Below are 20,211 nucleotides of genomic sequence, written 5' to 3'. Positions count from 1 at the left end.
CAAATGTGCATATACAAGGGTGTGTATTAAAACTCACCAACATCTTTTTTGAACGCTTTGTTCATCGCTACCGTAATAATGAGACAAATGATAACGAACACAACGGATATTGCGTTTCCATAGCCGTACAGCGACGAGGAAAACGCCGTTTTATAAAGGTAATTACCAATAAACTGTGTCGTATTGGCAGGTCCTCCATTCGTCATGAGGAATACGGTTTCCATCTGCTTCAAGCAAGCCGTAACCGCGATGACGACTGCAACTCGAACCATTGGCGAGAGAAGTGGAATGATAACGCGCGTATACAGCTTCACTCTTCCAGCTCCATCAAGCTCTGCCGCCTCATAAAGATCCTTTGGTATGCCTTGAAGACCGGCGTAATAAAGCAGAAGCGCATAACCAAAGCCTTGCCACATGACCACAACGATAATGCACCAAATGGCAATATTTGAATCGCCCAGCCAATCCTGTTTCCAGGTGCTTAGACCAACGCCTTCAAGCAATTTATTTAACATCCCAAAGTTCGGATGAAATACGCTTACCCACATTTTCGAAGTAACAACGATTGAAATCACTGCTGGTATAAAAAAGATAGCCCGAAACCATTTCTCTAGCTTTCCTGCATGCATCACAAATATGGAGAACAAAAGCGCAATCGGGTGTTGAATCAGAAGCGTAGCTGCAAGCAGCAGTAGGGCATTAAGCAATGAACGCCAAAAAACGCTGTCATGAAACAAAATCTTTTGGTAATTCTCGAGTCCAACGAACTCGTAAGCACCGATTCCTGTCCAATTCGTCGTACCGTAATATGCACTCATAGTGATAGGAAAGCAAACCATGAAGAGAAACAGCATAAAACCCGGTGCGACTAGCCAAAAAATGGTGATGCGATTGCTCATCAGTTTGTGCATGGTTCTCCCCGCTCTCTCTTTGGTAGAAGGCGGGGCAGACCGAATGAATTCGGCTGCCCCATCAGCTAACTAGCTCATTTGTTTACTTCAGAACACCGACAGCTGCGTCCATTTCTGTTAAGAACTGCTCAGGTGTAATTTGTTTTCCAAACAGCTTTTGGTGAGCTTCCATTACTTTTGTCTTGAATTCATCCGTACCGTTATCATGTACCGGTGTACCGCTGGAAGAAGTCATTGCGCTGAAAATGCCAACCAATTGTTTTTGAAGCGCTGTTTCGTTGCCTGTCAGGAATTGATCAAACTTCTGAGCCGGAGTGCCTGATCCTGTTTGCCATACTTGCTTCGCCCAGTTCTCAGGCTTGAAGAAATATTGCAAGAAAGCGACTGCTGCTTCAGGGTGCTTCGATGTTTTCGATACGGAGTAACCGCCGCCATACCATGCAGCTACATCTGTTGCTTTACCTTTATCAGAAGCCGGGTAAGAGATCGCTCCTACGTTATTGCGGAAATCTTCAGGGAAGTTCTCGTCTGTTGCAAGACCTGCTTCCCAGTTACCCATCACGAACATTGCCGCTTGGCCTTGCCCGAACAAGTTGCGGGAAGTACCGTAATCTGCTGTCATGAAGCCATCTGCAAGTGCTTTGTTCTCTGCCAGTGCAGCGATGTCTTGTGCTGCTGCAAGGAAGTCAGCGTCGCCGGAGAATTTAGCTTCACCCTTCAATACCGCATCCATTTTGTCAAAATTGCCTGTGTGGCGCTGTGCTGCATACTCAAACCAGATTGGCAGTGACCAGCCTTCCATTGCGTTCGTTGCAAGCGGGTTAATGCCTTTTGCTCTCAGCTGCTTGGATACTTCAAGCAATTCTGCCGTTGTTGTTGGAACCGTTAAGTTATTGTCGTCAAAAATTTTCTTGTTATAGTAGATAACCAAGAAATCTGTACCGCGCGGCAATCCGTATAGCTTGCCGTCTTGGGAGAATCCATCTTTTGCACCTGGTACAAAGTTGCTGCTCTCAAAATCCGCTTCATTTAACTCAAGCAGCATGTTGTTATCGATCAAAGGTTTAATAAAAGAAGTTTGGCCCCACGCCTGGATAATGTCAGGTACTGCATCTGTTGATGCATATACTTTAATTTTCGCTTTATAAGGCTCATCTTGAAGCGCTTCTACTTCTATTTTCACATTTGGATTTTCTGCCATATAACTATCAATGATTGCTTGCTCGATTTTACCTGCTCCGTTAGAGCGGTCAGCCAGCGCTGTGAAAAACTTAAGCGTTACCTGCTCCGGCTCCTTCTCTTTCGGCGCTTCCGTTTCTTTTGCTGCATTAGTTGGACTATTCGTCGCTTCGCTGCTTCCGTTTTTTCCATTATTGCCGGAGCATGCCGCTACTGTAAAAACCATCATTATTGCTACTAGCGAAATCCATATTTTTCTCATCGCTACCCCACCTTTTTTTATTTGAGCAGGCGTTCCCTGTTCTGTCCCCATTATAACGTGTTATATCTGCGACAAAATATGATCCAAATTTAAGAATAGATGCCTCATTTTTTGGATCATTCCCAAAATCAGCCTAACTGGATTTATTTCTTGGTATACTGAAGTCACAAATCTGAATGCTACAGGTGAACATGATGCGATCCTTTTTTACTCCCTTTCGACATATTACGCTGCAACGGAAACTGCTTACCTTAGTCATTCCCCTTCTGATTGCAACCGTTGGGATTACCGGGCTGTATTCATATTACATTGCCTCGGGAGAAGTGGTAGATAAGCTTCATCAATCTCAAATGAACATGGCGATCAAGACAAAGGATCAACTCGACTATTTTGCCAAAAACACGTTAAGCTTCTCTAATTACTTGTTTCTAAATCCGACCGTTCAAAGCATGGTTATGAATGGCGACACGCAGCAGCGCCGTGATCAAGTGTTCAAAAATTTGCTGCCGCTTATGGTTACCGGCGAAACGATCCAATCGCTAGTGCTTTATCCCTCTACGAAGGATGATGTGCCCGCTCAGCCGTTTGCGATTACACAGACCGGTATTGCAAGCGCTATCAGCCTTGAGCGTTTTATGAAAACGCGTTACTATGAGAGGCTCGCAAATACAGAATCAGGACAAATTTGGGATATGTTTTACCCTTCGGATGGCATTCTGCTTGGTGACACCCATCATAAGATCGTTTTAGTGAAGCCGTACAAAAACTTTTACAACTATGTTCGAAGCGGCCTTTTAATTATAGGGATGGACGCAGATAAGCTAAGCAAATCCTTATATCATGACGATGAGGAAGCTACACAGTTTGTAATGAACGATCAAGGCACCATACTCGCCTCAACTGATTTGCGCATGATTGGCAAACCGATAACAATGCTGCCCGTATTCGATCAGATGGATACAGCTGCCATCGAACCCGCAGAAGGATTAGCGCTGCTTAAGGAAAACGATCATTATATCGTTTCAGATTCCTTATCGGATATTACCGGCTGGCGAACTGTCGTTATCCAAGATCGCAGCAAGCTGGTGCTCGAATTGAAGCATATTGGTTCCGTCACCTTCTCGATCATGGCGATCGTTACGCTCATCACGATTATTGTCTCTTGGGTCATTGCCCGCATTATTACGAATCCGATGAAAAAGCTGATGTTCTCCATGAGGGCGCTCCAAACGGGGGATTTTACGCAGAGGGTACACTTCAACGGTAACGATGAGATCGGCAGACTCGGCCATTTGTACAATACGATGGTTGGACGAATTAAAACCTTAATTGATGACGTATATGCTTCGCGACTGAAGCAGAAGGAAGCCGAGCTGAAGGCGCTGCAATCGCAAATTAATCCACATTTTCTATACAACACTTTAAATATGATAAACTGGAGCGCCGTGCAGAAGGGGGATAAAGAAATATCCGAGATGGTCCTCTCACTCTCCCAAGTGTTCCGACTAAGCCTGAATAGCGGCAACGATTTTGTAGAGCTGAAGCACGAGATCGAGCTGGTACGAAACTATTTATTTTTGCAAAAGAAACGATTTACGACGAGGTTTAATTTTGAGATTGATTTGGAGCCCTCAATTGAGCACTTTCGTATGCCTAAGCTGCTCCTGCAGCCGCTCGTCGAGAATGCGATTATCCATGCCATCGAGCCCTCAGGCGGAAATGGACATATTCACATCAAGGCTTATACAGAGGACTCTCTTATTATTCTAGAAGTCACCGATAACGGACCAGGCATGCCGGAGAAACAGGTATACCTTCTTAATCAACCAACCGTAGAGGAGCCAATGCGCAACTTGCAAACGGATGACGCTCACTCTGGGATGGCACTGGCTAACATCAAGGAAAGGCTCGCTTTATTTTATGAACAGGCAGAATTCGAGATCGTAAGCAAGGAAGGCTTAGGCACGAGGGTGCAACTGCGAATTAAACAAGGAGGCAATGGAAATGGTGCTTAAAATGATCGTTGCAGAGGATGAGCAATCGTTCCGAGAAGGCATTCTTACACTTGTCGACTGGAAGCTGTATGGCATTGAGATTGCCGGAGAAGCGGAGAATGGCAAACAGGCTTTGGAAATGATTCATAACAATCCCCCTGATTTGCTGCTGACCGATATCCGTATGCCTTTTCTAAACGGTCTTGACCTTATTCGTGAAGCCAAAGCAGCCGGCCATGAATTTCATTCTGTGCTGCTGACCGGCTACAATGAGTTTGAATATGCCAAGGAAGCGATCAAGCTTGGCGTTTCCGACTACCTCTTAAAGCCTTGTATGCCGCATGATATTATTCGTGTAATTATGGACTTAAAGCAAAAAATTGAACAATCCGAAAATGAAGATAAAGCTTTAAATGCCCTTAACCGCAGCTGGAATCGCAACCTTCATCTGCTCAAAAATCAGATTTTATCGCAATGGGTTCAGCATCCGCTCATGCCTCTGGAGGATCGATTCAGCGTAATGAGTGAAGTGGACATGACGCTCTCGTGCGGCCCCATTCAAGTCGGTCTGATCCGCATTGACTCCAACAAGGCGCAGAACGTCACCGCATCCAAACGTGATTTAGAGCTTATACGTTATGCGCTGCTGAATATTGCAGGTGAAACCCTTCGGCCGTTGTACGATGGCAAGCTTGAGGTATTTCGGCATGGCGACGAGATGTTATGGATCGGAAATTATCCAGAAAACACGACCAACGAGGCGATTGAAGGTGCTATGAAGGAGCTCCAGCTTAATCTTGAAGCTTATCTGAAGCTCTCGATCAGCATATCAATCAGCTCTGCTGCTGCTTCGGTTGATTATGCGCATATTGGTTACCAGCAAGCGATTGAAGCGATGGAAGCCAGATTCTATCAAGGAAGAGGCGGTATATTTTTTCATGCCGAGGCTGGTAAGCAAACCGCTGCCAAAAGCTCCATTCTAGACGATGCCTATTTGTATCGACTCGAGAAAGACCTGCTTCTCGCTTTGCAGAATGAGCATTATGAGCAGGCAGTTGATGCCATTGAAGCGAGCATGTCTCATATTCGGAACAATTCGAGCTATTCCAAAGCTGAGGTTCATCTGCGCTCCACAAGTCTTATTCTAGAGCTGCAAAAATTCGCCCAAGAGCGCAAAGTTGCCTCTATCGAATGGCAGGACAGCTTCGTGAACTGGATCGAGCAAATCCCTAACATGGAGACGCTTGATGATTGCTCCGTCGTCCTGCAAAAAATCGTGCAAAGCATCGTCGAGGCTGTATCGAACCAGAAGTCACTGCATCGTACCGTGCATGCTACCATTGAGCTGATTAAGCAAAAGTACAATACAAATCTCACACTAGAGCTTGCTGCCAAGGAAACCTTCGTCAGCAATTCCTATTTAAGCTCATTGTTCAAGCAAGAGCTTGGCGTTAACTTTCTTGATTATTTGCATCAATACCGCGTAGAGCAATCGAAGGAGCTGTTGCGTCAAAGCTATAAAATTTATGCGGTTTCCAAGCTGGTCGGCTATCAGGAGGAACGTCACTTTAGCTCAACTTTTAAGAAGTGGACCGGGCTTACGCCTCGGCAATATCAAAAAAACTACAATGCGGGTTGACTCAAGCCGTGTGCCGCATAACAAAAAAACTACGACGTCAGCTTATAGCAACCTTCTCCGCTACTACTGATTTCAAGCTGCGAAAGTTGAGTTAAAAAGTCCCAGTGAGCTCTTGCTTCACTGGGACTTTCTTGTTTTCCTATTTACATTAAGCTTTCAAAAAAACGGTTTTAATTGAGGTGAAAAATTCGATTGCCGCTTGTCCCTGCTCTCTCGAATGCGAGCTGGATTGCTTCATTCCGCCAAATGGTGCCTGCAGCTCCACACCTGCCGTTTCCGCATTTATGCGTACCAAGCCTGCATCCATATCAGAGATAAAGGTCAGAATATGGCTAATATTTTGTGTATAAATAGAGGCACTCAGTCCATATTTCACGTCATTGGCCAGCGCTAACGCTTCCTTCAAGTCCACAAAAGGTATGAGCGCCAGTACCGGACCAAAAATTTCCTCCTTGGCTATCGTCATATCCACGGTTACCTTTTCGAAGACGGTCGGTTGCACGTAATAGCCATTCGACAATTCCTCATCCTCCGGTATGCTTCCGCCATAGAGGAGGCTAGCCCCTTCCGCGATTCCCTTATTAATGTAGGAAAGAACGGTATTACGCTGCTTTTCATTGGCACAAGGCCCCATCCATGTGGTGGAATCCTTCCCATTTCCCAGCTTCAATTGTTTGACTTGATCCAGCAGCTTCGCCCGGAAAGCTTCATAAATCGAGGCTTGCACGAGGATCCTGCTCGTAGCCGTACATTTTTGTCCCGTGGATTTCAAACCACCGCTAATCGCTGCTTCTACCGCAAGATCGAGGTTAGCATCTTCAGCGACGATAAGCGGATTTTTCCCGCCCATCTCCAATTGATACTTGGCTCCACGCGAAAGAGCCGCTTGGCCAATCTGCTTCCCTACTTTATTGGAACCCGTAAAGGTAATACCTTGAATATTGGAATGATTGGCAATACCGCCACCAATTAGAGCACCGTCACCTGTGACCATATTGACAACGCCAGACGGAAAGCCTGCTTCCTCAAAGCATGCAAGCAGCTTTGCCGCCGTAATCGACGTTTCAATGGCTGGCTTTATGACAATCGTATTGCCATAAATAAGCGCCGGTGCCATTTTCCACATCGGGATCGCAACCGGAAAATTCCACGGCGTTATAACACCCACAACGCCTAGAGGCACTCTAGTTGTGAACATGATCGCCTCAGGGTCAGTTGAAGGTATAACGTCACCTGTCTTCCGCATGCCTTCCCCCGCATAATAACGAAGAATAGCAACTCCACGAGCCGTTTCACCTTTACATTCCGCAAGGGTCTTGCCCATCTCGCGCATCATGGTTTCAGCTATCTCTTCCAGTCTTGCCTCTAGATGGTTAGCAGCCTTGAACAGATAATCGCCCCGGGCCGCGCCCGAAAGCCTGCGCCATGCTTCTTTGGCACGATTAGCGGCGCTCACCGCAAGCTCAAGATCCGCTTCGTTGGAATCTTGCACATATCCGACGATCTCAGACGAATTCGCAGGATTAATGCTTTCCGTCAACCTTCCGGTTGCGGATACGCTCCATTTTCCATCAATAAAATTCAAATAAGTCTGCTCTATAGTCATTTCTCTATTCACTCCATCCCTAGGGTTATCGCTTTAGCTCACTGAAGGAATTCCCAACCCCTCGGCAAAACTGTCGGATTGAATGGCAGACGAATGATACCTGTCGAGAACTTGAATGCCCAAATGAGCTCTGCGCACTTTCTCCCTGCACTGGGCGATGGCCAGCTCCTTGTTGTGAATACCCGCTGGATACACGCTAGCTGCATTTCGAAGACCGAATTTCAGATAAACCGGCGAAGCGATTCTTACAATTTCCGGGATTTCATAGTTGCGGATAAAACCTCCTAAATCATCCGGCGACTCAATATAGAGATCAATCGGAGCATCAACCACGGTTCGAATCGATGACAGCTGCGGCAGAGTAATATCACCCGGCAAATTCAAGGTAGTGCCGCCAAGCTCCGTAAAAATCCGAGCATTTACCGGATTGGTCGGACTCATCAGCGCTGAAATTTTAACGACCAAATCAGCTGGCAGCTGACCCTTGATTTTCGCTTGATTGATCAGCCATAATAAGCCTTCATCCGCCACAAGAACGCTTCGAATGCCTAATTCAGCCGCACGAAATATTTCTTCCAATCCATAGAGCAGCTGATCCATTCCTGCATGCCGCCCGCCAAGCAGCTTTCCACTGCTGCTAAGAGACATGGCTCCGATATCAAAGCTCATGCGAGGCCCAACGAAGAGGCATACCTCCATCCCTTCCGCCATGCCTATTTGGACCATATCACCAATTTCTGAATCACTTAACAGCATAATTCCGCTGCCCTGAGAGACGCGGTTGACCGTTAGTCCATATTGTTTGGCTTCTGCAATAACGCTCTCCATTATTGCAGGACCCTCTACCGAAGGGATTTCCACACGGTAATGGGCTCCATCTTCAAATCTTTTAGCACTTGTCGCGAGCTGATACTGCTCTTTGTCCGGCAGGCCCAGACTAGCCGCAAAGGCTTGAGCTTTGTTCATCGTTGTTTCCCCCTCGAAGCATTCCATGTATGTGAATGACTAACTCCCACTAGCCTCTTCCGACGATTGGTTCTATAAAACTAACTTCCTCTTTGGAATTTGGACGCAAAAAATCAAGGTCGCAGCCTTGGTCGGCTTGCAATACATGATCCGCATGCAGCTTCATAAACCCTCGCTTATGCGTACGAACAGGCGACCAATCACGCAGACGCTCACGTATTTCCACATCCGTCAGCTCTACGCTAATCGTACCGTGATCCAGATCAACCACAATCCAGTCCCCGCTTCGAATGGCAGCGATAGGCCCTCCAAGCTGGGCTTCCGGCGAAACATGCAAAATATTCGTACCAAAGCTTGTTCCACTCATTCGGGCGTCGCTGATCCTTACCATATCCCGAATTCCCTGCTTTAACAGCTTCTTCGGAATCGGCAGCGCTCCCCATTCGGGCATCCCTGCTCCCACCGGTCCGCAGTTTCGCAGAACTAACACGGAGGTCTCATCGACCTCCAACTCCTCGCTATCAATGGTTTCATACATCTCTTCATAGCTATCGAATACTATGGCTTGGCCTCTATGTTGATGATTAATTAAGGAACTAGCTGCTCGTTTCAGAATAGCTCCCGAAGGCGCCAAATTACCTGTTAGTACAGCAATGCCCGCTTCCACTTTATAAGGTTCGGCCAGAGAATAAATAACATCATCCCGGTAAGCGAGATAATCGCGATAACATTCTTCAATCGTAGTTCCCAGTGCACTCAGACAGGTCGCATCGAGCTGGGGCAGCAGCCTGCTGATCACAGCGCCAAGTCCGCCTGCTTCAAAAAAGTCATCCATACTGTGCTCTCCACTTGGTTGAAGATTGACCAAAAGCGGAATTTCACTTGATCTTTCTTCATATCTCTTTAAGGGAATATGGATCCCGAGCCGCCCTGCAATCGCAGTTAAGTGGATAACCGCATTGGTAGAGCCGCCAAGCGCTGCCAGCAGCTTGATGGCATTATCGAATGCAGCTTCCGTCATTAGACGAGCCGGAGTCAATTCTTCCCTAACCATCGCAACAATTCGTTTGCCCGTTTCTTCGGCTGCCCATTTACGGCTGGCATGCGTGGCCGGAATCGTGGAAGTGCCCGGCAGCATCATGCCGAGAATCTCCGATAGGCATTTCATGGTAGAGGATGTGCCCATGACGGGACATCCTCCCTGCGTGCATGAAATGCATTTTTCCAGCTCGCTCCATTCCTCGTCTGTCATAAGGCCCGCATTGTAATCATCCATCAGCTTCCAAAGATCCGTCCCATAATTCACTTTCTTCCCGCGAAAGGAACCCGATGCCCGGTGTCCGGCAGCAAGCTGCAGCGAAGGAATATTGCTGCTGGCTGCACCCATAAGCTGGGCGGGTGTTGTCTTATCGCATTCGCAAAGCAGCACTGCACCGTCAATTGGCAATGCCCGAATAGATTCTTCAACGTCCATCGCCATCAAATTGCGATAAGGCAGATCCGAAGGCTTCATAAAATCAGCAGGCGTCGTGATTGTATGCATCTCAAGCGGGTATCCTCCTGCAAGCAGCACTCCACGTTTGACAAATTCGACTAATTCTTTATGGGGCGCATTACAGCTATTTAAATCACTCCATGAGTTGAAGATGCCAATAATCGGCTTGCCTACAAATGATTCGGGAACATGCCCATTAGCCCTCATGGCCGACAGATGCTGGAATCGCGTTTCCTTTGACGGGTGTTTAAACCATCGGTCACTGCGCAAAGACATGCTCAAATCACCTCTTCAATCCGAATTCGTGTTGTTGTTGTCACTTGCTCGCCAGGCTGAAGAACACGGAAGCCCGTCAGCTCCTGCGGAAGCTGCAAGTTTGGTGCATTCGTTATCCAAGTATAAGGCTCTGGGCACAAATAACCCTGCCATGCATCATGGTTGTAGACCACCCAATGCTTAAATTGCTCGTCCGCGCTGTACACAACGCGAATGCCGGAATTCAGATCGGTTAGCACCGCTTCATTGGCTCCCGTTCCCGCTGTCTGAAACGCATCGTCCAGCGCGTGCTCGACTAAGCTTTTCCCCTCGCGCAGCTCCTCCAAATAAGGAATATCCACTAGTTCGCCGGTTGGCAAGAAACGTTCGTCCAGCACCCACTGCTTATCCGCATTCAGAGAAAATCGGCACTGCGCCAGATCCCCTGAGGGATCAAACGGATAATTAAACGTCGTATGGTAGCCGAGTCCCCAAGGAAATGGCGCGGCATCCCGGCTGCTGATTGTCGCTTTAATCGTGAGCGTTGCCCGCTCCAAGATGTAACTCATTTGAACACTAAATGAATGTGGAAACCGAGCTAAAATCGCTTCATGCTCATCGGAATGAATGATCGTCTCCAGTACGATCCTCTCTCCTTCTGCCTCTGCCCGTAAAATCTTCCATGGCGCATCAAATAATAAGCCATGGGTGTGATTGTGTTCAGCAGCATCATTAATATCAAACTGATAGTCCCTGCCATTAAATGCAAACTTGCCATCGGCAATGCGATTGGGAGGAAAGAGGATCGGCAGGCCATACAAGATAGGATCTGCCTTGTACATCTCCTGACTTTCTGGAAATCGCAGCAATTCAAGATCTTTATTTTTTAATCGCAAAGATAATAGGTTGCTTCCCCAAGCCGGTACCAGCGTGAACGCCAGCTCCTCATTTTGTACCCTTATTGCCGTTTCCCCATAAAGCTCAAACTGTTCGATAGCCAATTCTGCCTGCCTCCTTAATTAAAGTGCTGTCTCATCGCAGCAAGGCTGGGCAGTTCAAGAATATCATCCAGCAGCGCACGAGCCTGTTTCTCGGAACGGGTCCACGGATCCATCATAATTAACTGGACAAGATCTTCAAAATTCCCGCTATCATAGGCCTGCAGCTCAATCTCTACGGGTGCGACACGATCGCGAAGCGCAAAGTTAATCAGAGGCTTAGGCAAGCCTTTGGTCTTAATGCCTTGAACGCCGATTCCACTGACGTAACAAGGGATTTCCACCTGAAAATCGAGCGGGATGCCCGGCACGTAGTTGCTGTCATTCAATATATTAAGGATCATCACTCTAGGCACATCACATGCTATCGCTTCAATAAAAGGAATCATCGGTTCTGACGAATGCACCGGCGGGAAATGATCCATAACTGCTTCTGTCGTATTTTCAGAAACCTTCCGGATTCTCTCTACGCCAGCTGCACCTCCCGCAAAGTAAAGATCCCGCCACCAAGCCTGTGGGTCTTCCTTATAGAGATGCTCCGTTTCTTGATCCGCATGGTGCCAAGCCGGCCAAGAGCCGCCGCCCGGATTTCCCGTATCGCCAATCGGAAAAACGCCAAATTTCTTATAGAGATCAAGTGCTTTGGGACCTAACCAGTCGCAGGTAGCGCAGCTCTCGATGTAAGCAGCCGATTTTTCTTCGATCCAACGATCCAAAATAGGGAATGCATTTTCCCCTTTGTATCGGAACTCGGTCAGCCAAATAAAGTGATTCACGCCTGGAATCTCATACGTAATATGATTCGGGTCGAGTCCAATGACCTCAGCAACAGCTTTTACCCCGTTAGAACCATGGCAGAAGCCTGCCAGCTTGGCCTGCGGATACTTGCGCTGCAAGTAGGTTACGCCCGCCATGACCGGGTTGGACACGAGCATATACCAAGCGTCCGGACAAATCTCCAAAATGTCCAGCATAACCGATTCCATCAGGCGCAGCTGATCGAAATTAATCCAAAAGCCTTCGTCATGCATCACATGCAGGCTTCCGCCAAACCGATAACCGTGCTTCTGGGCTATATCCCATCCGTCCTTCAAGCGCTGATGGCCTCCGACCAGCGCAGCAAGCACCACGAAGTCGGCTCCACTTAGCGATTCTCTCCGGTCCGTCGTTTTTTCCAGCACCAGATGGATATTAGCTTCTTTAGCGTAGCGTTCGCAAAGGGAATATGCGCTTTCCAATCTCTGCTCATCGATATCCATAAAGCTGACGACACTGCCTTCAAGAGAAGGGGTCAAGCAGATGTCCTTGATTAGGCTGAGAGAGAACATGGCAGATCCTGCTCCGATAATACTAATTTTAGCCATAGGTATAACCTCCATATGAGAGTGAATGATTTTGAATGAGGGCTTGTTATCAAATCGCAGCCGATGCTGCTCCGTCAATACTTAAATTAGAGCCGCTAACGACGACAGATTCGTCGGAAGCTAGGAATAACACGGCATACGCAACCTCGCGCGTCGTTGCCATTCTTCCGAGCGGCTGCTGCTGTTTAATGATCGGGTACAATTTATCCATTCCGCCCATGCTTTCGGCGAGACGGACGTTCATATCCGTCTCCACCCAGCCTGGCGAAATGGAATTGCAGCGGATGCCCTTCTCGGCATAGGAGACGGCGATCTCTTTGGTTAATCCAATAATGCCTGCCTTGGAAGCAGAGTAAGCGGTATAGCCAGGCTCCGTTAAAGAGGCCATGACTGAAGATGTATTAATAATAGAGCCGCCATTTCGCTTGAGCATCTCAGGGATTGCTTTTTTACACATTAAGAACATCGACTTCAGGTTAACTTGCAGCACTTCGTCCCATGTTTCTTCCTCATAATCCAAAATATCGCCAACAGGCATAATGCCCGCATTGTTAAAAACGATATCAAGCCCGCCGTAAGCGTTGACCGCGCTTGCCACAGCATCTTCAGCCGTCTTCATCAGGCCCACGCTGCCGCATACGATCTCGCAGCTTCCGCCCATTTGGCGAATTTCGGCAGCTACCTCGTTTAATTTCTCCTCGTTGATGTCGACCAGGATAAGACTCGCGCCTTCTTCAGCAAAGAGCAGTGCCGTTCCTTTACCGATTCCTGATGCCGCTCCTGTAATAATCGCTACTTTTGAAAAGAGGCGTCCTTGCTTCGTACTCATGTGATGACATCCTTTCCTATCCTCATTCGATATCGTTTATTTAACAGCTCCAATAACCAGCCCTTTACGAATATAGCTTTGAAAAATAATATAAATCGCAATGGGCGGCAGCGAAGCAAGCAACAGCCCTGACAATAACAGTGGGTAGTCTGAGCTGAACCGATTGAGCACAGTCGCCACCGCAACGGTTACGGTCTTTAAGCCATCCGATTGCAAATAGATCAGCGGGGTTAACAAATCGTTCCACCAGTTCGTCGCATTAAAGATCGATACCGTGACCACGCCCGGCAAGCTCATGGGCAAAATCACTTTGAACATCGCCTGATGATATTTGGCACCGTCTATTTTTATCGCTTCGAGCACTTCATCGGGCATTGCTCTCATCAGTGAAGTGAGTAAGAAGACCGTGCTCGGAATAGCCGAGACAGACCAGATGGTCACCACGGATATGATATGGTCGGTCCAGCCGATCTTTGACATCAACAAATAGTTTGGAATGATAAAAGTAATACCCGGTATGGTCATCGTTGCGATCATAATAATATAAAACCCGTTGCGGTATTTGAATTTTAATTTGGCAAAAGCATAGGCTGCCGGAATAGACAAGGCTAGGGAAGCAACTAAGCTAAGTCCCACGTAGACGAGCGTATTGCCAAACAACCGAACGAGAGAGAAGCGATAAATGAGTGCGATGAAGTTATCAAAATACCAGGTTTTTGGAAGACCCATCGGATGTTTGATATATTCTATCGTCGGCTTCATACTGCTGATAGCCATGTAGAACAACGGATACATCGCCATGAAGGCAATGACAGCGAGCACGATAAAAATCAGAAATCTAACCATTCTTCTAGAGGCTGTTTTCATAATGTCCTCCTATTGCTCCAAGCGCTTGGATATTTTCAACTGAATCCAGGTAATGAACATAACAATGAAGAACAAGAAAACCGACAGCGCGCTCGCATAGCCCATATTTCCGCTTCGGAAAGCTTGAATATAAATCATATAATCGATTGGTGTTGTCTCGTAACCGGGCCCACCGCCTGTGATCGAATAAACAAGGCCAAACAGCCCGACAAAAACGTAAATAACATTGACGATCGTAAAGTAAAATATCGCTGGATATAACGACGGTATGACGATGTACATTAATCGCTGACGCCAATTGGCTCCGTCTATTTTGGCCGCATCAAACAATTCATTGGAGATCGAAGATAGCCCCGATAAAAAAATGAGCGTTCCTTGGCCTAGCGTCTGCCAGTAAAAACATAGAATCAAGATCATAAATTCGGTCGGCACCGTATTCAGCCAATCCGTCGTAAACGCGCCAAGTCCGGCATTTTCCAGAAGCGTATTCACGATCCCTTTGTTCGTAAACATTGATTTTGCCAAAAAACCGATAACGACCGAGGAGAGGATCGCCGGCAAGTAATACACCGAACGAAACAAGCGCCACCCCGGAACCTCCTCATGCAGCAGAACCGACACCGTAAGCGATATGAACAAGATGCCAGGTACCGATAGTAAAAAGATCAGATTGTTACGCAGCATAAGCGGCAAATCGCCATTACTAAGGATCGTCTTAAAATTATCCCAGCCAACAAACGTAGAAGTGACTCCATCCCATTCCGTAAAGCTATGAAAAAACGTGTTAAACATGGGATAACCTACGAATACAGCTAGTAACAGAAAAGCCGGCAGCAAGGAGAACAAACCTACCCATCGTTCTTGCTTGAGACCCATCCTTCTATTCCTCCTTGCCTTTTGGTAGAAGCGACCTCCTTTCCTATGAAGGCCGCTCCTTAACCGCCTATTTATTTTTTAGAAGCGAATCGCGTTTCTGGTCGATTTTTTTCATAAATTCCTCTGCTGTCATTTTCCCGCTGGAAACCAGGGATTGCAGCGACATCATCTCGCTTGTCAGCTCCGCTGGGTAAACATTGTCCGGCCAGAAAATAGTGCTAGGTTCATTGGCCATATCCTGCATCGTTTTCACTAGCGGATCGGATACGTACTCGTTCACATCCACATCGTTGACGACTGTAATACGTGCTTCGCCCGACTTAATTTTATTGATTTGCTCTTCCTTGCTCATCAGGAATTTGACGAAATCAGCCGTTTCTTTCTTGTGCTCCGAGTAGTTCGTCACCACAAACGCAGCGCCCACCCCGCCAGGACCGCCATCGTGGATTTTGACATCCTCGCTGAAGTCTGGAATTTTCATAAAGCCGACCTTGTCGCCCATCTCCTTGCTGAAGTTCAAGATGTCCGCATTTGCTCCAACCGTCATGCCGAGCTGCTCTTGAATAAACAGTTGTCGAACTGAATCATCGGCAATGACCAAGTTTTTCTCGAACAGCTCGCGCCAGCCCTTCATGACATTCACCAGCTTAGGATCGGAGAAATTGGTTGTGCCTTTGACCAAGCTGTCGAGGCCTGGAATATCCACCGTTTGAGCAATCCAATAGTCCGGTACATGAAGGAAGCTGTCTTTAAATAAACCAAGCGGTGTAATATCCTTCGTCTTCACTTTCTCCAGCATAGCTACAAATTGTTGAAAATTTTTCGGGCGCTGGGCAATGGGATCGATTCCGGCATCCGCAAAAATTTTCTTGTTATACGCTAGAAGAAAAGTTCCGTCTGTCCCAAATGGAACGCCATAGGCTTTTCCATCGGCCGTAAAGTCTTCCGTTGTGGCGCTCCATCCCACGATTCTGGATCTTTCTTCACCTGAAAAGTAACTATCCATCGGCTCTAAAAATTGCTTAAACCGAAGCATATAGGAACCTGACCAGAGTACCGTTAAATCAGGACCGTTCTTGGCAATGCTGGCCGTTTGGAATTTAGCAAACAGCTCATCTCCGGAAGGTACGTCCTGCACATCAATCTTCACATTGGGATGGGCCTTCTCATATCGGGCAACAGCCTGAGAAATGTAGAAGTCTTCTTTTTTCTTCGCTTTGTTATTTTCATCAATGGTCGCAAACCCTGAATTCCAGAAAACAATGTTGACTTTCTCCTGTCCTTCTCCACCTGTAGAAGCGCTTTCATTTTCATTCTTGGAACATGCAGAAAGCGACATTGTAACCAGCATCATTAAAGCTATACTTAAAACAGACCATCTTCTCATTCTCATGGAAACCTTCCTTCTTTCGTTAGTTGATGTCTTGCTTCCTAGTATAGAAGCTTTCCATAAGCAGATGAATCTCCTAAGCCAACCATTTGATTTATCACTTTATATCCGAAGAGGATACCATTTATCATTTTTCAAGCCGCAGTTAACATCTTTTAATTCTTTTCAGCATCTGCATAGTGTGAGGGTGCAATCCCCTTAATTTTCTTAAACATGCGGGTAAACGAGCTTAAGTTTAAGTAGCCCAGCTTGTCCGAAACCTCAGTTAAGGTCATTCCGCTGCGGATCATCGTTTCGGCCTGCTCCACCTTGGCTGTCAAAACAGCGGTGCTGAAAGAAATCCCTTTCTCTTCCTTATATATTCTGCTGAGATATACAGGGCTTACTTTAAGATGCATCGCGATGGCATTTAAACTAATTTCATCAAACCTGTGCTCTTGAATAAACATCTCGGTGGCTTCAACAAACTTCTTTCTTTCATGGCCGTTCTTCTCTTTGAATGCCGGTTCCTGCAGCACATGGATAGCGTTGTATAACAAATGCACCGCTTGCGTTAATGAAACGCAGTCCAGCAGCTCAGATCTTTGGAAATAAGTCTCCGATGGATGCCGTCCCGACATTTCGCAGATTTGCTTCAGCTGAAATAAAATATCCTCCAGTACATTGTGCAGCAGGTTTGGTTTGGGATATGGCGGGCCGACGACCTGCTTGAGGTTTGCCAGCAGATCTCCTGCCTGCTCGTATTGAAAGCTGGACAGTTTGTTCATTATCGCCTTTTTCCAAATAAACACGGCATCGGAAAGCGTTGCTTCAGGCAGCTCGCCCTGAAACAGGTGGTCATTTTCACAAAAATATTTGAGGCTTAGCAGGTCGCTAGCAAAACGATCATACACGGTCCACTCCCGCCAGTCTGTAAACCTTTTACTCACAGCAATGGATAGAGTATGGCCCATATACTGCGAAACCGAGTCGATCAACAGCTTCGGGTCGATATCCGAGCTATTCGTGCTGCTTACCAATACATGCCATCGGTTATCATTTATGTTTTCCACGAACCCAATTAGCCTGCTGCGATAAAGTTCAACAGCCATATGGTCAATCGAATGGCCTATTTTAACGATTTCTTGAGAAGTTAATTTGGATTCATCCTGAGAAGGATCTAACGCCACAACCCATGCCTCATATTCTCCCTTTTGCAGAAAATATTTATACTCTCCCAGCTTCTCGGCAAACGCTTCTGTCTCTTCACTGTTATACAAGCCGTGCAGCCAATCTCTTAATAAGCTGGCTTTACGAACGAATCTTGAACCCGCTTCCGGCGTCCCTTCCTCCTGAAAATGATGCTCCAGCAGCTTGGCTTTCATCTTGGCTGTCAGTTGCTTCAAAATGAGCTGAAGCTCCTCAATTTCCATTGTGGATTTTACAATAAAGTCATGAACGCCCAGGCGCAGCGATTTGCGAACCGTTTCGAAATCTTGGTTGCAGGTCAAAATAACAAATTCCCCGTCAGGATTTAAAGGCTTTACCTTCTCAATAAAATCAAGCCCATTCATTCTGGGAAGCAAAATATCCACAAGTGCGATGTCCGGCAGAAATCTCTCGTACAACTCAACAGCTTCAACTCCGTCTCTGGCTTCGCAGACGACCTCCAGCCCCATCTCAGACCAAGGAATTAATGATTTGATCCCCATTCTAACTAGCATATCGTCTTCAATAATCATCACTTTCATTCCGAATCTCCTCCATTATGATCGATATAGGGAAAGGTAAGCGTTACGTTCGTCCCTTTACCCACTACACTTCGAATTTCGATGCCATACCTCTCGCCATACTCCAGCTGCAAGCGACGATGCACATTTTTAAGCCCGATCCCCGAGGTTCGTTCCTCATCCTCGTACTCATTGGAATCCGTTATCAGCATACCGGCAATGGAGCCTTCTTCAATTCCGACTCCGTTATCTATAACCTCCACCCGTACCTGCTCCGCTTCCATCGCGCAAGTAATTGTCAGCTGTGGCGTAATTCCATCAAGATTAGTAAATCCATGCATGATTGCATTCTCGACAATCGGCTGCAGCGTCAGCTTCAATATTCTTGCACCCTGCACCTCATGCGGCACATCCCATATCGTTTCAATTTTGATGAACATCCGTTTTTCCTGAAACGCAATATAGCTTTTGACATAATCCATTTCCTCGCCGACCGTGCTCCATATGGTTCTTGATTTGCTTAGTGTATAGTTCAGCATGCTGCTTAAATTAACAAGGGTCTGGGCAATCATCTTCTCGCCCTTCATTTCCGCCATCCAACGGATCGAATTAATCGAATTATGCAGGAAATGAGGCTTGATCTGGGACAGCAAGAGATTGAGCTCCAGGCTCGACTTTTCCCGTTCATCCGTTTTAATTCGCTCAATCTGTTCATTAATCCGGCTTAGCATTTGCTGAATGCCCGAGAATAAAATTTCGATTTCCTCCAAGCCTTTGTATTGGAAATTTCCAATGACATCCTGCCCCTGCCCAGCATCATTAAAGCGTATTTTCCGAACCATCCTCGATAAATTCAGCACAGGTATCATCGCTTTTCTTGTGAATATATACAGGATAAGTGAAATCAAAAGAATGGACGACACGGTTACCGTGAGCGTATGGCTCCACAATTGCTTAGTGGGACTTGCCAAAAGCTCTTCCGGCGTTAGCGCAATTAAATACCATCTTAAGAAGGGAATGTTTTGGATGGAGCAAAAGTAGCTTTGGCCGTTCCACTGAATCAGAAAGCTTTCATATCCCCCACCGTCCACCTTCGCCTTCGATATCGCCTGTCTGGATAGCTCCTTCAGGCGGTCGTCATCATCTTCGCTAGAAATGAGCAATTCGCCGTCTTCCTGACTTATGAATGCAAGGGTTGAGCTGTTCAGTTGAATTTTGCGCAGCAGCCGCTGAAATAAGCTCTCGTTGACCTCTACGTTTAAGAGGCCTAGCACCGAATTGCCTTGTACAATATTTTTAGTGAAATAAAAAGCGTTCTGCCCCTCCGAGAGATCGTGAAAGTTGGGGCCCACATTGCGATACATGACGTTATTATCATAAGGTATCCTCTCCGAAGGCCAATTAAACTGCTGCACGACTTGCTTCAACCGCTCAACCTCGGTATCATGCAAAACGTTATTGCTGAATACTTCCCCTTGATCGTTAATAATTTGTACGTATAAGGGCACTCTTAACCGATACGCAGCAGTGAACGACTTCAGCCGGTCTCTGACCGCCTGTTCATTTATGGGAGCGTTATTATTTCGACTTAACAGCCTCTGTAATTCCTGATCCTGCGACAAGGTGCGAATATAATCCTCGATATGGTTCACATAAAAGTCCAAGCTGATGGAGAGCGACTCCATATTGCTCGAAACCGATTTGTCGTATAACGTTTCCACTTGCTTAACCGCTCCTTTGCCCAACATATAACCTTGGATAAGAACCGGAACAATAATAATACACATGAGCAGCAAAATAAGCGTAATTAAGTTTAGCCGGCGTTTTATCCGTATCATCTATAAACCCTCCTCTGCGGCTTCACATTGATT

15 protein-coding genes are annotated in these 20,211 nt (G+C 46.6%); 2 read left to right on the top strand and 13 right to left on the bottom strand.

The genetic code is table 11. From position 1 onward, the window contains the following. Window positions 1-26: 26 nt before the first annotated feature. Window positions 27-911, bottom strand: a complete 885-nt coding sequence (locus AC1DSE_RS01740; RefSeq protein ID WP_477509918.1) for a carbohydrate ABC transporter permease — start codon at window positions 909-911, stop codon at window positions 27-29. An 82-nt stretch (window positions 912-993) separates the two neighbouring features. Beyond that, window positions 994-2,352, bottom strand: coding sequence for an ABC transporter substrate-binding protein (locus AC1DSE_RS01735; protein ID WP_339205059.1), 1,359 nt, complete (start codon window positions 2,350-2,352; stop codon window positions 994-996). 191 nt (window positions 2,353-2,543) lie between these two features. Between AC1DSE_RS01735 and AC1DSE_RS01730 the strand changes: the two genes are divergently transcribed. Then, a complete protein-coding gene (locus AC1DSE_RS01730; RefSeq protein WP_477509919.1) occupies window positions 2,544-4,367 on the top strand; it encodes a sensor histidine kinase in 1,824 nt (607 codons plus the stop codon). Further along, window positions 4,357-5,985 (top strand): response regulator, encoded by a 1,629-nt coding sequence (locus tag AC1DSE_RS01725; protein ID WP_477509920.1) that lies wholly within the window; start codon window positions 4,357-4,359, stop codon window positions 5,983-5,985. The genes AC1DSE_RS01730 and AC1DSE_RS01725 overlap by 11 nt, the downstream gene beginning before the upstream one ends. Before the next feature lie 148 nt (window positions 5,986-6,133). Here AC1DSE_RS01725 and gucD read toward each other — a convergent pair whose 3' ends face one another. The 11 genes from gucD to AC1DSE_RS01670 form a co-directional block, all read right to left on the bottom strand. Next, window positions 6,134-7,591, bottom strand: a complete 1,458-nt coding sequence (gucD, locus tag AC1DSE_RS01720; RefSeq protein WP_477509921.1) for an alpha-ketoglutaric semialdehyde dehydrogenase GucD — start codon at window positions 7,589-7,591, stop codon at window positions 6,134-6,136. A 33-nt stretch (window positions 7,592-7,624) separates the two neighbouring features. Beyond that, the gene (locus tag AC1DSE_RS01715) at window positions 7,625-8,557 is read right to left on the bottom strand and encodes a hypothetical protein (protein ID WP_477509922.1); all 933 of its coding nucleotides are present in this window, start codon (window positions 8,555-8,557) and stop codon (window positions 7,625-7,627) included. A gap of 49 nt (window positions 8,558-8,606) precedes the next feature. Beyond that, complete coding sequence (locus AC1DSE_RS01710) at window positions 8,607-10,328, bottom strand: dihydroxy-acid dehydratase (RefSeq protein WP_477509923.1); 1,722 nt, start codon at window positions 10,326-10,328, stop codon at window positions 8,607-8,609. A 2-nt stretch (window positions 10,329-10,330) separates the two neighbouring features. Then, entirely contained in the window at window positions 10,331-11,308 is a 978-nt protein-coding gene (locus AC1DSE_RS01705) for an aldose 1-epimerase (RefSeq protein WP_441885087.1), read from the bottom strand. A gap of 14 nt (window positions 11,309-11,322) precedes the next feature. Beyond that, window positions 11,323-12,669: a family 4 glycosyl hydrolase gene (locus tag AC1DSE_RS01700; RefSeq protein ID WP_477509924.1), complete on the bottom strand. Its 1,347-nt coding sequence runs from the start codon at window positions 12,667-12,669 to the stop codon at window positions 11,323-11,325. A 49-nt stretch (window positions 12,670-12,718) separates the two neighbouring features. Then, entirely contained in the window at window positions 12,719-13,498 is a 780-nt protein-coding gene (locus AC1DSE_RS01695; RefSeq protein ID WP_477509925.1) for an SDR family NAD(P)-dependent oxidoreductase, read from the bottom strand. 36 nt (window positions 13,499-13,534) lie between these two features. After that, the gene (locus AC1DSE_RS01690) at window positions 13,535-14,365 is read right to left on the bottom strand and encodes a carbohydrate ABC transporter permease (RefSeq protein ID WP_339205068.1); all 831 of its coding nucleotides are present in this window, start codon (window positions 14,363-14,365) and stop codon (window positions 13,535-13,537) included. Between the two features lie 9 nt (window positions 14,366-14,374). After that, window positions 14,375-15,241 carry a carbohydrate ABC transporter permease gene (locus AC1DSE_RS01685; protein ID WP_083681827.1) on the bottom strand — a complete coding sequence of 289 codons (867 nt, stop codon included), beginning with the start codon at window positions 15,239-15,241 and terminating at the stop codon, window positions 14,375-14,377. Window positions 15,242-15,308: 67 nt separating this feature from the next. Continuing rightward, on the bottom strand, window positions 15,309-16,634 hold the full coding sequence (locus tag AC1DSE_RS01680) for an ABC transporter substrate-binding protein (protein WP_477509926.1): 1,326 nt from the start codon (window positions 16,632-16,634) through the stop codon (window positions 15,309-15,311). Between the two features lie 152 nt (window positions 16,635-16,786). Then, the gene (locus AC1DSE_RS01675) at window positions 16,787-18,361 is read right to left on the bottom strand and encodes a response regulator transcription factor (RefSeq protein ID WP_477509927.1); all 1,575 of its coding nucleotides are present in this window, start codon (window positions 18,359-18,361) and stop codon (window positions 16,787-16,789) included. Next, window positions 18,358-20,178, bottom strand: a complete 1,821-nt coding sequence (locus AC1DSE_RS01670) for a cache domain-containing sensor histidine kinase (RefSeq protein ID WP_477509928.1) — start codon at window positions 20,176-20,178, stop codon at window positions 18,358-18,360. Before AC1DSE_RS01670 ends, AC1DSE_RS01675 begins: the two co-directional genes overlap by 4 nt. Window positions 20,179-20,211 lie beyond the last annotated feature (33 nt).

It is taken from the genome of Paenibacillus sp. 01L418, from assembly GCF_056400045.1.
This window is presented reverse-complemented; position numbering and strand designations above follow the sequence as displayed.